Below are 14,429 nucleotides of genomic sequence, written 5' to 3' on the forward strand. Positions count from 1 at the left end.
GGGGTGCCTGAAACGAAATATGACATCATCAAAGGTGACAGCAAATTGCAGTTGCAGAGCATTCCGAGCAATGCGGTTTCCTATCTGCTGTTCAACACTGCCAATCGGGAAGTTGCCAAGAGCAGTGACCTGAGAAAATCCGTACTGTACTCCATTAATCAGGATGACATTCTGCAGTTCTACAAAAACAATAAACTTAAGGCGTACTCCACAGTAAGCCCACTTGTTCAGACCGGAAATGAATTAAAGTCCGATCCGGCAAAAGTGAAAGAATTCTTGAGCGCCTACCAGGCTTCCAAGTAACAATACAGATAAACGGCTGTCTCCCGGATCAATCCAAGATCCAGATGACAGCCGTTTTATTTTATAAGGAAAATGTTTTTGTTGAGCAATCTGCTTGATATTTTCGCTGTACGCCAGGCACAGCCCCTGCAAGATAATGAGCACCCACGACCTTCCAGGTCCACATTCATGCTTCCTTCCACCATCATCACCCTTCCTCATCCCTTATCCTCCAGACATGTTATACAAATTTTACTGAAAGTTCTATTCCATTTTCACATATGGAGAAGGCCGAATCCTGTGCTCTATCTCACTAGAATCGTCCCCAAAAATTCGATTATGGTAAAACTTGATAAAAGAACGTACGTTCGGTATAATGGAGATATACTTAATGAGCGAGAGGCAGATATGGACGACAAATTTATTAAGGAATTGCGCGAGATTGGTCGGGATGACAGACGAAGATCCGAATTTATGATCCAAGGCATGAAGGAAACATTGCAGGGAAGAAAAGAAGAAAGTATTTTCAAGCGCTGGATACGGCGTAAGAAAACAGAGAAGAAAATCTCACAACGGTTTAATCAGGATCCCTCATCGGATCAAAAGTAACCACATAAAAGGAGGCGTAATACGCCTCCTTTATTATTTAAATGAATGCCTATTCGTCTAAACGTTGTATTGATCAGGATGCTTCTTCCTTTCAATTTTCTCTACCCTGGAGCAAGAAAATTGAATTATGCAAAATAAAAACGACACTCTATTTCGCTCCAGCCCGGACCAAAATCTCTTCGATTTCCTTGAAGCCTTTATTCTTCGCATGAATAAGCGGTGATACACCATCACGATCCGTAAGGTTCACGTCTGCTCCATGACCAATGAGTAATTGAATCGTCTCCTGCTGCCCTTTATTGCCATCGTTTAAAATGATTGCTTCCAGCAGTGCTGTCCACCCCAGTTGATTAACATGGTCCACATTCACTGAAGTTTGGGTCAGAAGTTCTCGTACCACATCAACGTATCCGTGCTCCGAAGCTGGAATAAGTGCAGTCCCTCCATATCGATTCGTTATCGATGGGTCGGCTTCCGCCTCAATCGTCAGCTTCAAAATATCCAAGTATCCTTCAGCGCCAGCGTACAAAAACGGGGTATTCTTCATATCATCCTGTACATTAACATCTGCGCCCGCTTCAATCAACATTGTGGCTGATGCCAGATCATTGTTGTATGTTGCAATCATGACAGCGGTTCTTCCGCTCTGATCTTGAGCATTGATATTGGCGCCTTCTTGAATCCATTTTCCGATACTTTCGGTGTCTCTTCCCTGAGCTGCCTTTAACAGCTGTTCATCCGGTGAAGTTGATGTCTTCTCCTCCACCTTCGAGTCATTTCTCACTTCAGGCACACAGCCTTGAACGACGAACATACTGCTTATTAGAATTATCATCATCAGCGACTTACTCATACTGCCTCCCTTATTACAGTGTCACTGTTACCGAAGAAGCGACACTCCAATCCCCAACTGGACTTACCGTATAGGTAGTGCCTGGGATCAACTTGTCATCATTAACAAGGTCGAATACGCCCGCTGCACCTTTCCGGCTTGAATATTTATAAGTAGCTGTCACAACGTCCCCGCTAGGTGAAGTTAATGTTACACTTCGACCAGAGAACAGTTCATCCCCAGGATCTTGCGCCAGTGAAACTTCAATTGAAGTTTCACTCACAGCTTGAGCACTCGCAACCTCAAGCGAATCAAACGATCTCGCAGTAAATGAAGCGTTGTCGATGTTCGCCCAGTCCGAAGAAACCGTATATGTGACACCAGATTGCAATGTTTGTCCTTCAGGCAAACGGAACTTCGGTTCTTGTTTTCCATCTGTCGATTGCGTGAACGGAACATATTTGGCAACGATTGGCTCGCCACCTTCTGGCGTAATCACGATTTGTCTTGCCTGCATGGAAGAGATAATTTGAAACGTTTTGCCTTCTGCTTGTTCTTGGTCATTCAACACAAACGCATTGGCCCCTCGACCACCACTGTAGGCCGAAATGATATAGCCGTAATCCACTACACCGTTCTCTTGCAGTGCTTCAATCTCGAATGTATCATTCGTTATTTGACTAGCAGTCGTCATGCTTAATTTCGTGCCACTGCCTTCAAAGGTACCAGCATCTTGGCCTTTATAAGTGAGGCTGTATACTTCACCTACGTTTTGAACGGACGTTGGAACGATGTAGGTCGCGATGGACCCTGTTTTCAGACGAGGCATATTGGTCAACATCAGCCCACCACTAAGCGCAAAGTCCGTTTGTGCCTTGGCAAATACTTCATCCGCTGCTGTCAGCGGCTTGTCGAACGTCACAATTAACGTAATGGCATTCAGCGATCTAACGCTCTGGATTTGAGCCTGCTCAGAAGGAATTGCCTGGTGGGCCATTTGCAACAGAACCGCTGTTTCGCCGCGCGTGGTCGAACCGTTCTTGGAGTAGAAAGCGCTCATCCATTGGTGAACGGATTTCACATCACGCTGCATCGCTTTGGATACGACTTGTTCCAGTTCTGCATCCGTCACTTGACTTTGCGCATTAAATTGCCCATTGCTCGCCTGCATAATGCCAAGTTCAACGATCTTTGATGCATACGGTGCATACCACGCGTTAGGATTTACGTCCGTTAATTCTACGCTTTCCCCCGTCTTGTCCTCCAGATTAAATGTTTTAAATACCAATGATGCTAATTCCGCGCGGGTTATGGCCCTATATTCACCCATGGATTGATCGGCATATCCATTCATAATCCCCAAGCTGTTCAGTTCCTTGATGGCAGCCTCAATCTGCTGGTCGGTAAGCTGTGTCGCTGTAGTTGCAACGTTAGTAAAGTATGTAGCTGCATCTACTTGATTTGCAGTGACCGGGAATACTGCCGTGCCTAATGCAGTTATCGTTAAAAATGTAGCCATTTTTCGGGTTATAGGATTCATAATTGAATTCCTCCTCTATAGGTTGAAGTTGCCTGTATCTATAGAATAGAGGACAAAAAGAAACTCCCAAGGACAAAAATATTAATAAACTATAAACTGAATCTAATTTTTCTCGTAACTTATACAGTGAACCGGTAACCTGCTCCCCAGACGGTTTCAATGTACTCCGGATTTTTGGGATCTGCCTCCAGCTTCCCACGCAGTTTGCGAATATGGACGGTAACCGTCGCAATATCTCCGCTGGATTCCATGCTCCAGATCCGCTCGAACAGATCGGATTTGCTGAATACACGGTTGGGATGACTCGCAAGAAATACGAGTAGATCGAATTCCTTGGTTGTAATTGCTACCTCTTCACCATTAGCAAAAACGCGGCGCGCTCCCTTGTCGATATGAAGCCCGCGAATGTGGATCTCATCTTGTTCGGCTGGTTTGCTTTTGCCAAGCAGTCGCTCATATCGGGTCAAATGAGCCTTCGCTCTTGCAACCAACTCACTTGGACTAAACGGTTTTGTAATAAAATCATCAACACCCAAATTGAAAGTTCTAATCTTATCGATCTCCTCCTTCTTCGCAGAGACGACAAGGATCGGCACCTCCTTCACCTCACGAATGCGCCTGCAACATTCGAAGCCATCCAGTCCCGGAAGCATCAGATCAACAATAATCAGATTGTAACTCCCCTCCAGAGCCAGCTTCAGCCCTTCATCTCCGTTATGGCAGAGCTCTACTGAAAACCCGTTGAGTTCGAAATAGTCCCGTTCCAATTCCGCAATTGTTGTTTCGTCCTCAATAATCAAAATGTTCGTCATTACCGATAAGCTCCTCCTCTTCATTCAACCGTTTTAGTTTGATATAAATGATCGTGCCGTCATTGGGTTTGCTTTTCGCCCAGATCAAGCCTCCGTGTCCATCGATGATTTGGCGGGCAATTGCCAGCCCCAATCCACTTCCGCCTGTTGAGGAATTGCGGGATTGCTCTGCACGATAAAAGCGTTCAAATATATAAGGCAGCGCCTCTTCCGGTATTCCTCTGCCATTATCCTTAAAGGCTATCGTAGTCCATTCGTCATCTGCTTGAAGTGTAATCCCGAATCGTTTTTGTTCATTCTCCATATATTTGAGTGCATTATCCACTACATTGACAACTGTGCGTTTTAATTTATCCAGATCTACAGAAGCCATGACCGGACCAGATTCCTGATTATCCCAATTCAATGCCACCCCTTTGTCCTCCAGATCGTATCTCAGCTCTTCAATGCTGTCTTCTAGGAAATCGACGAGATCTACCACTTTAAACAGGAAGGGTTCCTGATTCAAATCGAGCTTTGAATACAGAAACAGTTCATCCACCAACTTATCCATGCTAACTGCTTTGGAGTGAATGATATTGACGTATGTCTCCATTTTTTCCGGAGTGTTGGCCACTCCATCACGAATCCCCTCAATGTAACCTTTAATATTGGTGATCGGCGTGCGAAGGTCATGCGAAATATTGGAGATGAGCTCTCTGCGATTCGCTTCGTCTTGCTGTCGTAACTCATTGGAGCGTTGCAATTGATTCCGCATGCTTTCGAACGCTTCGCTAAGTTGTCCAACCTCATCATTGGAGCTAAGTTGAAGCTTGAAGGACAGATTCCCATCCTTAATATGTTCGGCTGAACTCCGTAGTTGATTCAACGGCTTAATGAAGGTGCGAGTGATCCAGCGGAATAAGAGTAGGTTCGCGATAATGAGAACGCCGATGAGCAGAAGTGACATCACTGGTAGCAGCTTGCGAGTAAGCTCCGCAAATGGGCTTCTCTCACGAATAACGAAGATGCTTCCCCTTTCTCCATCTGAATATTGAAAATCAAATTTCGCATACGCATAGAATCGCTCACTAATGTTGAAGGTGCTGCGAATCTGATAATTGTTAAGATCATAGGCAGGCAGTGCTTGCTTCAGTTCTGGCTGGTTGAAGGTCAGCGATTCGAAGATCTGGCTATCCTCCCGTCTGACGTAGAGCCCAGACTTTTCGGCTCGAAGCTTCATGTCGTACTCGCGCAGCAAAACTTTGTTCTGCAGCTCGTCCGGATCATTTTTGGCCAGAAACTTCATCTCTTGAAAGATCGTTTCTCCCTGTTCAGTGAGTGGGTTGACCTGATAATGTACTTTGTAAATATCACGAAAACCCTGCAGATCGCCTGTTGCAGCAATCGTATACAGACTTGCCGTGAGCAGGATGAACAGCAAACTTATGACGAGCATTCCCGTGAAGGATAGCAACATTTTTATTCGAATTGACATGGTATCCCCTTCTTAATCATGCTATTGGGTTAGTTAGTGCACATGTTAACACAAGATCGATCCAAATGCCCATATGGGTTGGGTATTTACATATCAGCTCTGCCTGATTACAAGAAAAACCCAAAGTCAAAAAAAGACCTGGGTTTCTCAACAATTTGAGAAGGCGAAATACGCCTCTCATGCTATTTACATATGTGAATTACGGTAGTATGGCAAATGAACGAACTGGAAAGCCGGACGCCTTTTCCGCCTTGGGTACGATATTGAAGATCACCGCACCTTTGGCAGGTACCTGATCCAGATTCGTTAACAATTCTACCTGATATGTATCCTGGGCAAGTACATAATATTCTGCGAGAAGTGCCCCATTCTTTTGATAATCCACGGCTGAATCGGTGTCGAAGGTCTCATGGCCAATCGCCTGTATTTTTCTTTCCTCGAATAAAAACATTAGCGCACTGACTGACCATCCCGGTGCATGACTGTTGCCTTCAGCATCCTTGTTGTCGAATGCTTCATGACTGGGCCAGCGTTTGCTCCAATCGGTACGCAGTGCTACAAAACTGCCAGCTTCAATAACGCCATGCTCTTTTTCAAACTCAAGAATATGCTCGACATCCAGCGTGAAATCCGGATTGCTCTCTACAGCCTCAGATTGATCAATGACCACCAGCGGTAGCACAAGTTCCTTTAAGCCCAGTTCATCGAGATACCGGGTATCACGCACAAAGTGAATTGGCGCATCGAGATGCGTACCATATTGGCCGGGAAACCTGAAACTCTGGGCAAAGAAGCCTTGATCGTGATTAAACAACGTATCGAATTGTGCCGCATCAAAAGCTGAGAAATGCGGAGATTCCGGTCCAAATGTATGGGTCAGATCCACCCACTTCTTTTCTTTTAATAATTGAATCGCTTGAATGAGCTCATTGGACATCCGAATCACCTCATACATAGAATGGAATAAATTGTTACTATTATATCTTATTCCACTCCATGCGAAAATATCGAAATGCCAGCTATTTGATAGAATTCATTAACTCGAAGAAGTATTTTGGTTCATGAGTCTGATATAGATTGAACCATGAATCTAAAGTCTCCGGTGTAAATACATCTAGCACCTTCAATACATGCATCGCAAATTCCAACGGAGCTATGCCCGATGCTGTAACTAAATTATCATCCGTTACGGCCGGTACCATTTCATAGTATTTTTCTCCCATGTAATGAGGACAAATCATTTTCATATATTCCAGATCGTTACTTGTATGACTTCTGGAGTCTAGCAATCCCATCCTCGCAAGTCCAACGGTTGCACCACATATTGCCGCAACAACATGACCTTTTTCCAAAGATGTCGAAGCTTTTTTCAATATAGGCTCATGAATGGATTCCATCCAAGTATTTCCCCCTGGAAGAATCAACACATCCTTACTTTCCAACATACAATCATCAACAGAAATGCGAGGTAGTATTTCCAATCCCCCCATGGTAGTTACCGGACTTTTATCAACACCAACGGCAACCACCTCTATCGCCGCCAGCCCTTTCTTAAAGTACCTTCCCGAGTTTAGTTCAGCAATTAAATAACCAACCTCCCAATCTGACATCGTATCAAATACATAAAGATATGCTTTTTTTGTATGCATAGTGTGCACTCCCTTTCTAGTAGATACCCCTATTATAAAAAAACTTTACTGACATCCTCCGTCAGTAAAGTTTTGAATTTGATAATAATTAGCGGTAATCCCCATCTATTCTACTCGAATGACCAGTTTACCGCGTGTATGATGGGTTTCGCTTTTTTCGTGTGCTTCACGCAGTCCTTGTTCACTCAAGGGGTATGTCTCATCAATGATGGGTCTCAGTTTGCCCTCAGCAGCGAGCTCAGCCAACTGATCGAGTTGGTCCCCCTTGGGTTCCATCATGAACACGTTGGCCGTTACATCTGCTTCCTTGGCCAGCGTTTCATCCGGTTGTTCCACAAGCGATACCAGATGTCCACCGGGCTTTAATACCTTGAAGCTATCACGCTGAATGTCGCCACCCATCGTGTCCAGCACGACATCGTACCCGGAGAGAATCTCCGAGAAATCTTCTTTTTTATAATTGATAAAATGATCCACACCCAGCGAACGGAGCAATTCCTCATTCGATTCACTCGCCGTGGAAGCCACTTCAGCGCCAAGATATTTGGCGATCTGAATGGCATAGGTTCCTACACCACCTGCTCCCGCGTGAATAAGAACCTTCTGCCCTTTGGCAAGCCGTCCATGGTCAACAAGTGCCTGCCAGGCCGTCATGGCGGCTAGCGGTATGGCAGCTGCTTCCTCAAAGCTCAGATTTTCTGGAATACGGGCAATGATGTCCGCATCCACGGCCACATATTCTGCATAGGTCCCGAAATGACGAGGACGGGCAAATACGCGATCTCCCGCTCTGAACCTGGCCACATTCGAACCCGCTTCTTCTACCGTACCGGCGACATCCCCGCCCAATATGAGTGGGAAAGAATCCGCTGCCTCTTTCATATGACCTTGTCTGACTTTGAAATCCACCGGGTTCACAGAAGTAGCATGAATGCGGATCAGCACCTGATTCACTCCACATACCGGCTTGGTCATTTCCTTTTCCTTCAATTGTTCCGCTCCACCGAACTCTTCAATCACAATTGCTTTCATTAGCGATCCCAGCCTTTCCATAGGATTATCCTTATGCTCTCCTTCTTCATTACCCTTCCCGGACGTTCACTTGACCTATATTCACGAATTCGCAGCAGGTTTGGGGTCACAATCCTGATCAGGATCCATGATATAATGTAGAACTGTTGAACCTAAATAACCGAACAAGCGAGGTAGAATTGTGGACATTGAAGTAAGCACGTTACATGCATTTTCCGACAAGCCTCTAGGCGGAAACCCTGCAGGAGTTGTTTTACAAGCAGGACACTTATCCGAATCCCAGATGCAGGAGATTGCCAGACAAGTTGGATTTTCAGAGACGGCATTTGTTATGCCATCGGATCAGGCTGATTTCAAAGTTCGTTACTTCACCCCTAGTGATGAAGTTGATTTATGCGGGCATGCAACGATTGCTTTATTTTATTTAATGAAAGCACAGCATATCGTTGAGGTAGGTATGTACACACTGGAGACACTGGCCGGAATACTCGAAGTGGTTGTCCAGAATAATGGTGAAGTCTATCTGTCTCAGGCGCTACCGGTGTTTGGAGAGATTGTTGACCGACAAAACATTGCGGATTCTTTGGGTATTTCTACAGATGATTTACACGCCGAATTACCTGTGCAGATCGTGTCTACCGGATTACGAGATATCTTGATTGCGGTTAACCATGTTGATGTTCTGTCAAAAATCATTCCTGACTTTCAGCTTATCGCTGAAATTAGCAAAGCTAACCATGTCGTAGGCTATCATGTGTTTGCACTCGAACCAGGTGCAGAGGTCACTCTGGCAGAATGCCGGAATTTTGCTCCCCTTTACGATATTCCGGAAGAAAGCGCAACAGGTACATCTAACGGTGCTTTACTCTGTTATTTACATAAATACAACCAACTTTCAGATCCCAACGATACAATCTATACGATTAGACAAGGGTACACCATGAACCATCCCTCGGAGATCCGAGCTAAATTAACGCTGGATATTTCCAATGAAATTACAGAAATTCAAGTGGGCGGAGTCGCGGTTCATATAGAGAACATTCGAATCCAACTTTCATGAATGTTTTGCTTGAATCTTATGTAAAAATCGTAATACGGCTTCCTCCAATTGATTCAACCCTGGTTGTTCAATAGGGAAGTGCCCTGCTCCTTCCAACACTACACATTCCTTTTCCACTTTCAATCGATCAAAAAAAGATTGGCTGAACCGTAATGGTGTCATCGGCTCCAGTTCGGGGTGAACCAGCAGTACGGGACATTGATCAAACTGTTCCGGGTTTACCTCCGGCTTTTTATTCAAGAATGTTCTTAACAGTTCCAACGGGACACGCGTCGCTGCCGCCTGTGGATCATTCATAATAAGTCGGGTTAAATCCGAATTATTGGTAATCAGTTCCATACGCGATACTTGCTTGACGGAGATGCGGATACGGTCCAGCAGGCCGGGGAACTGATCCATCATACGTTTGCCCCATCGGCTAATTAGACGGTTCGGTGCAAGCTGGTCACGCATATCAGAATCACTCGTGTCCACAAATGTTGTTACGATCAAGCCTTGTACGTACTCACTGCGTGCACTCGTGTGATACGCCAGCATACCCCCGATGCTGCTTCCCAACGCCACGATCGGCTTGCCGTCTTTCCTATATTCTCGATCAGCGAGTGAAACAAGCAGCTTGATCCACAGGTCATAATTGAGACGTGTCCCAGACGACGCATAGCTTAGCCCATACGGTGGAAGATCTGGCGATACTACCTCATAGCCTCGGAGCTGCAGCATTCGGGCATAAGGGGCGAGCAACCTGCCATTGCCTCCGGCTCCGTGAATGAACAGAATTTTGATCGGCGACTCGGGCGCGGGCAGACGATCGATGTGCAGATGAACCCCGTTCGATTCCCACCACTCCTCTTCAGGATTCGCATGATCTCCTAGCCTGAATTCTTCCGGGAAGAAGGCTTGATACTGTTTCCAATAATGATATGTTGAATGATATGAAGGCAGATTATCCATGCGGTACATTCTCCTCTTGTCGCAAAACCAATTTAATTCAATTGCATGAGCATCATCCTATATAACCAAAAAAAGCCGTGCATTGCACGACTTTTCATTAAGCATATTTTTTTAAACATAAATCTTTGGTAAAGCAATCTTCATTTCGCCAAATTGAGCAATGTGTGTCCTTTTGCTTCACTTGGAGCTTCAGCTTCATAAGAGTAGCAACAGTTCCCATTATTCACTCTGTCTGCCTTCGTTTCATTCTTTTCCTCAAGCGAGCATATTGACCGTAGATCCAAGGTGATTCTTTCGTCAGAATCGGGCCAAGCACTGCCAGAATCAACACATATAACACGGCAAAAGACTGAATAGATGCCATCAGCCCTCCTGCCTTGCCGATGTTCGCCATAATGATGGAGAACTCTCCTCGGGACACCAGCGTGAATCCCACATTAAGAGAAGCGCGTGGAGACATCCCGGAGAGTCTGCCAGCGATCATGCCCGCACCGTAGTTGCTGGCAATGGTGAGAACAACGGCAATGACGGTCATTCCGACGGCACCGCCAAGGGTTGAAGGTTCAATGGTCAGGCCAAAGCTGAAAAAGAAGATGGCACCAAAGAAATCCTTAAACGGCATGATCTGATGCTCAATTCGGCTGGCATGTCTCGATTCCCCCAGAACCAGCCCCATCATCAGCGCCCCAATCGCCTCGGCCACATGTAAGGTTTCCGAGAAACCCGCCACCAGAAAGAGCAGCGTCATGACCGTAAGCAGAAACAACTCGGATGACTTGATGTTGAGTGCCATATCAATATACTTGATGCATTTCCTGCCTATGATCAGAAATAGTACAATAAACAGCAGTGCTGACAGGGACACGAGCAGGACGCTGAGGAATGAGGTAGCGCCGCTAAGTACAAGCCCCGTCAGGATCGAGATATGAATGGCGATGAACAGATCATCAAACATGATCATGCCCATAATAATCTCCGTCTCGGGGTTCGCCGTGCGCTTCAGATCTACGAGTACTTTAGCCACAATAGCTGTGGAAGAACTCGTCATAATGCCACAGACAACCAATGTTTCTTTGAGTGGCAGTTCCATAAACCATCCCAGCAGCAGACCGGAAGCAAAATTTAGTCCAACGTAGAACATGCCTCCGGTCAGAATGGCTTTGCCCGACTTCAATAGACGGGATACTGAAAATTCAAGTCCCAGATAGAAGAGAAGAAATAAAATTCCGAGCCTGCCCATAAATTCAATAAATGACGAGCTTTCGATAAAACGCAAATCCACAATGCCAATCTGTGGTGCATGCGGTCCAACAGCCATGCCAATCAGGATATAGAAAGGTATGACCGAAAATCGTAATCGTGCAGATATTAGCCCCGTAAGTGTAATCAGCGCAACGGCAATTCCCACTTCGAATATGAGCATATCCATAGGCTAGAGCCGCCCATTGGATAACAACCGTTTTAACAGTTTGATCTGATCCCGTTCACCAGCGACAACAACCGTAGCCCCCGCGGTAAAGGTATAGTCCGGACCCGGATTAAACTGCTTCGTCCTATTCTTCTCCACCACAGCCAGAATAACCGCACCTGTTACCTGGCGAATATTCAGTTCTCCGATCGTTCTTCCTATGCTCTCTGAATGCGGTTCAATACGGAGCCATTCAATTAACAGCCCCTCCAGCATCACTTCACGCTCATCCTGAAACGTTGGTTTGTACGTCATGCCGCCGACAATAGCCGCTACCGCACGTGCCTCATCATCATCCAGTGTGACCAGTGACACCATGTCTCCCAGTTCTTCAGGCGAATCGCCTGACTCCATGTGAAACAGGTCACGCCGCTCATCATTATGGATGACGATGACCAAATGCTCACCGCTGCGTGTGTGCAGCCAATATTTGCGTCCAATTCCCGGCAAATCCGTCTCTTTAAAGTGCATGATCTGCACCCCCAGTAGACATCCGGTTCAAGGATTCATTGTTCAACGTAATATCCGTAATACGTACCCTCATGGAGCCAGCTGGTATATTAATCGACCTCACTTCTCCCTTGAGCCCAAGCAGTACTTGCCTACCCACAGGGGAGAGAAAGGAAATATGTCCCGCATCCGGGTCCGCGTCATCCGGCATAACAATGGTGAATGAGTCAGATGTATGGAAATCAACGTATTCAAACCGGATCAAGCTACCGATAAGTACCACCGAGGCCAGAGATTCATCCGAACCGAGGAGCAGCTTCTCCAAAGAAGTCGTATAGGCTGCGAGCAGCCGTTCCATCTGCGAACGTTCCGGATCACGTACGTCAAAATAGGCGTCGAGAAATGTTCTTTTCTCTTCACCGAATATAATGAGCTGGTTCACCAGCATTTCTCTGCAATTTTGAAAGGAGGACCTATGGTTCATAATAGATCTCACCTCCTATACAAGCCCTGTTCTCCATGTTGATTCGCATGTTTTTCTTCATCATGCTGTTCTCCTCCTTCATATAGATAAAAAAACCACGGATACCGCGGTCTTACTACCATCTTACCAAAACTAATTTTTTAATCCAGTCTATTCCGTTAACTTCGTGTTATATTACGATAAAAGGGGAGTCCATCCAGCTTCCAAACTTAACCTTTACATCATATGACAGATCCATAGAAGATTTTAATAACGTCATAAAAAACATTTTATGGGTTTTCATCTCGTATTTTTATTTTGTTTCCTGTATATTTAACTACAAACTTTTATGCAATTTATACAAATAGCCATCCCAAGACTTTAACACAATAAAGGAGTGCATTGAAAAAGTGTCGACTATAACTAAGGATTCAACTCAAGTAACTGCCGCAGAGTATGTTCATTCCGTTTACGAATCGGTTATCGCCAGAAATCCACAGGAAAGTGAATTCCATCAGGCTGTCAAAGAGATCCTGGACTCGCTTATTCCTGTCATTGCAGCTCACCCGAAATATCGGGAGAATGGCTTGCTTGAACAGCTTGTTGAGCCAGAACGTGTCATTACGTTCCGTGTGCCTTGGGTAGATGATCACGGTAAGGTACAAGTGAACCGGGGATTCCGTGTTCAGTTCAACAGCGCAATTGGTCCATACAAAGGCGGACTTCGTTTCCATCCTTCCGTTTACTCGGGAATCGTTAAGTTCCTTGGGTTCGAGCAAATTTTCAAAAATGCCCTGACTGGTCTGCCAATCGGCGGTGGTAAAGGTGGTTCCGACTTCGATCCAAAAGGAAAGTCAGATCTGGAAGTCATGCGTTTCACCCAAAGCTTCATGACTGAACTGTACAAATATATCGGTTCCGATGCGGACGTACCTGCCGGTGACATCGGTGTAGGTGCACGGGAAATCGGTTATATGTTCGGACAGTACAAACGCATCAGCGGTGGACACGAAGCCGGCGTACTTACAGGTAAAGGGCTCCTATACGGAGGAAGTCTTGCACGTAAGGAAGCGACCGGATTTGGATGCGTGTACTTTGTGAAGGAGATGCTGGCATCCAAAGGACTGAGCTTCAAGGACAGCACGGTTGTTGTCTCCGGTTCAGGTAATGTATCCATCTATGCTATTCAGAAGGCTCAGGAGCTTGGAGCCAATGTTGTGGCATGTAGTGACTCCGGAGGTTACATCTATGATCCTCAAGGAATTAATCTGGATACCGTAAAAAGATTAAAAGAGGTTGACCGTCTACGGATCAGCGAATATGTCACTGAGCATCCACATGCCGTGTATACCGAAGGCTGTGAAGGCATCTGGTCTATCCCTTGTGATATCGCGCTGCCTTGTGCAACGCAAAATGAAATCGATGAACAGGCTGCTGCATTGCTCGTGCAAGGCGGAGTTAAAGCAATCGGTGAAGGAGCGAATATGCCTTCCACTCTTGCTGCGATTGACGTTTTCCATAAAGAAGGCGTTCTGTTTGGACCAGCCAAAGCGGCTAATGCTGGCGGAGTTGCCGTGTCCGCACTTGAAATGTCGCAGAACAGCATGAGGTTGTCTTGGTCATTTGAAGAAGTGGACGCCAAGCTGCATGACATTATGTCGAACATCTACACCAGCTGTGTTGAGGCAGCGGATGAGTACGGTTGTGCTGGTAACCTGCTTGCCGGAGCGAACATTGCTGGCTTCCTGAAGGTGGCAGACGCCATGATTGCACAAGGTATCGTCTAATTGTGTTACAATTGCTA

The 14,429-nt window shown here is 45.8% G+C and carries 15 protein-coding genes; 4 read left to right on the forward strand and 11 right to left on the reverse strand.

The features are described from left to right. Together AMS66_RS33750 and AMS66_RS14430 are read left to right on the forward strand one after the other, a co-directional pair. Positions 1–303 (forward strand): ABC transporter substrate-binding protein (locus AMS66_RS33750; RefSeq protein ID WP_407944543.1); only part of this gene is annotated, 303 nt, incomplete at its 5' end. 318 nt (positions 304–621) lie between these two features. Beyond that, positions 622–891, forward strand: coding sequence for a hypothetical protein (locus tag AMS66_RS14430; RefSeq protein ID WP_236703401.1), 270 nt, complete (start codon positions 622–624; stop codon positions 889–891). 148 nt (positions 892–1,039) lie between these two features. On the opposite strand, the gene AMS66_RS14435 is transcribed toward AMS66_RS14430, so the two are convergent. From AMS66_RS14435 to AMS66_RS14465, 7 genes are all read right to left on the reverse strand, one after another. Continuing rightward, positions 1,040–1,744 (reverse strand): ankyrin repeat domain-containing protein, encoded by a 705-nt coding sequence (locus AMS66_RS14435; RefSeq protein WP_082350697.1) that lies wholly within the window; start codon positions 1,742–1,744, stop codon positions 1,040–1,042. Between the two features lie 13 nt (positions 1,745–1,757). Next, entirely contained in the window at positions 1,758–3,263 is a 1,506-nt protein-coding gene (locus AMS66_RS14440; RefSeq protein WP_053781446.1) for an S-layer homology domain-containing protein, read from the reverse strand. A gap of 119 nt (positions 3,264–3,382) precedes the next feature. Beyond that, positions 3,383–4,075 (reverse strand): response regulator transcription factor, encoded by a 693-nt coding sequence (locus tag AMS66_RS14445; protein ID WP_181014117.1) that lies wholly within the window; start codon positions 4,073–4,075, stop codon positions 3,383–3,385. Further along, positions 4,053–5,552 (reverse strand): sensor histidine kinase, encoded by a 1,500-nt coding sequence (locus AMS66_RS14450; RefSeq protein WP_053781448.1) that lies wholly within the window; start codon positions 5,550–5,552, stop codon positions 4,053–4,055. Before AMS66_RS14450 ends, AMS66_RS14445 begins: the two co-directional genes overlap by 23 nt. Positions 5,553–5,751: 199 nt before the next feature. Next, entirely contained in the window at positions 5,752–6,489 is a 738-nt protein-coding gene (locus tag AMS66_RS14455) for a cyclase family protein (RefSeq protein ID WP_053781449.1), read from the reverse strand. Between the two features lie 82 nt (positions 6,490–6,571). Next, entirely contained in the window at positions 6,572–7,201 is a 630-nt protein-coding gene (locus AMS66_RS14460; protein ID WP_053781450.1) for a type 1 glutamine amidotransferase family protein, read from the reverse strand. Between the two features lie 105 nt (positions 7,202–7,306). Continuing rightward, positions 7,307–8,233 carry an NADP-dependent oxidoreductase gene (locus AMS66_RS14465; RefSeq protein WP_053781630.1) on the reverse strand — a complete coding sequence of 309 codons (927 nt, stop codon included), beginning with the start codon at positions 8,231–8,233 and terminating at the stop codon, positions 7,307–7,309. A gap of 181 nt (positions 8,234–8,414) precedes the next feature. Between AMS66_RS14465 and AMS66_RS14470 the strand changes: the two genes are divergently transcribed. After that, positions 8,415–9,293 (forward strand): PhzF family phenazine biosynthesis protein, encoded by an 879-nt coding sequence (locus AMS66_RS14470; RefSeq protein ID WP_053781451.1) that lies wholly within the window; start codon positions 8,415–8,417, stop codon positions 9,291–9,293. Here the strand turns inward: AMS66_RS14470 and AMS66_RS14475 are convergent. From AMS66_RS14475 to AMS66_RS14490, 4 genes are all read right to left on the reverse strand, one after another. After that, positions 9,288–10,244 carry an alpha/beta hydrolase gene (locus AMS66_RS14475; RefSeq protein ID WP_053781452.1) on the reverse strand — a complete coding sequence of 319 codons (957 nt, stop codon included), beginning with the start codon at positions 10,242–10,244 and terminating at the stop codon, positions 9,288–9,290. The two genes, AMS66_RS14470 and AMS66_RS14475, sit on opposite strands and share 6 nt — an antisense overlap. Positions 10,245–10,467: 223 nt before the next feature. Then, a complete protein-coding gene (locus AMS66_RS14480; protein ID WP_053781453.1) occupies positions 10,468–11,673 on the reverse strand; it encodes a cation:proton antiporter in 1,206 nt (401 codons plus the stop codon). A gap of 3 nt (positions 11,674–11,676) precedes the next feature. Further along, complete coding sequence (locus AMS66_RS14485; RefSeq protein WP_053781454.1) at positions 11,677–12,183, reverse strand: cation:proton antiporter regulatory subunit; 507 nt, start codon at positions 12,181–12,183, stop codon at positions 11,677–11,679. After that, positions 12,173–12,646 (reverse strand): GreA/GreB family elongation factor, encoded by a 474-nt coding sequence (locus tag AMS66_RS14490; RefSeq protein ID WP_053781455.1) that lies wholly within the window; start codon positions 12,644–12,646, stop codon positions 12,173–12,175. The genes AMS66_RS14485 and AMS66_RS14490 overlap by 11 nt, the downstream gene beginning before the upstream one ends. A 389-nt stretch (positions 12,647–13,035) precedes the next feature. Between AMS66_RS14490 and gdhA the strand changes: the two genes are divergently transcribed. Further along, positions 13,036–14,412: an NADP-specific glutamate dehydrogenase gene (gene gdhA, locus AMS66_RS14495; protein WP_053781456.1), complete on the forward strand. Its 1,377-nt coding sequence runs from the start codon at positions 13,036–13,038 to the stop codon at positions 14,410–14,412. Positions 14,413–14,429 lie beyond the last annotated feature (17 nt).

It is taken from the genome of Paenibacillus xylanivorans (genome assembly GCF_001280595.1).
Lineage (GTDB): Bacteria > Bacillota > Bacilli > Paenibacillales > Paenibacillaceae > Paenibacillus > Paenibacillus xylanivorans.

Bases quoted from the DNA above. Each gene is read 5' to 3' on its own strand.
- AMS66_RS14430 (WP_236703401.1), top strand. From the start codon at position 622: ATGGTAAAACTTGATAAAAGAACGTACGTTCGGTATAATGGAGATATA.
- AMS66_RS14435 (WP_082350697.1), bottom strand. From the start codon at position 1,744: ATGAGTAAGTCGCTGATGATGATAATTCTAATAAGCAGTATGTTCGTC.
- AMS66_RS14440 (WP_053781446.1), bottom strand. From the start codon at position 3,263: ATGAATCCTATAACCCGAAAAATGGCTACATTTTTAACGATAACTGCA.
- AMS66_RS14445 (WP_181014117.1), bottom strand. From the start codon at position 4,075: ATGACGAACATTTTGATTATTGAGGACGAAACAACAATTGCGGAATTG.
- AMS66_RS14450 (WP_053781448.1), bottom strand. From the start codon at position 5,552: ATGTCAATTCGAATAAAAATGTTGCTATCCTTCACGGGAATGCTCGTC.
- AMS66_RS14455 (WP_053781449.1), bottom strand. From the start codon at position 6,489: ATGTCCAATGAGCTCATTCAAGCGATTCAATTATTAAAAGAAAAGAAG.
- AMS66_RS14460 (WP_053781450.1), bottom strand. From the start codon at position 7,201: ATGCATACAAAAAAAGCATATCTTTATGTATTTGATACGATGTCAGAT.
- AMS66_RS14465 (WP_053781630.1), bottom strand. From the start codon at position 8,233: ATGAAAGCAATTGTGATTGAAGAGTTCGGTGGAGCGGAACAATTGAAG.
- AMS66_RS14475 (WP_053781452.1), bottom strand. From the start codon at position 10,244: ATGGATAATCTGCCTTCATATCATTCAACATATCATTATTGGAAACAG.
- AMS66_RS14480 (WP_053781453.1), bottom strand. From the start codon at position 11,673: ATGGATATGCTCATATTCGAAGTGGGAATTGCCGTTGCGCTGATTACA.
- AMS66_RS14485 (WP_053781454.1), bottom strand. From the start codon at position 12,183: ATGCACTTTAAAGAGACGGATTTGCCGGGAATTGGACGCAAATATTGG.
- AMS66_RS14490 (WP_053781455.1), bottom strand. From the start codon at position 12,646: ATGAACCATAGGTCCTCCTTTCAAAATTGCAGAGAAATGCTGGTGAAC.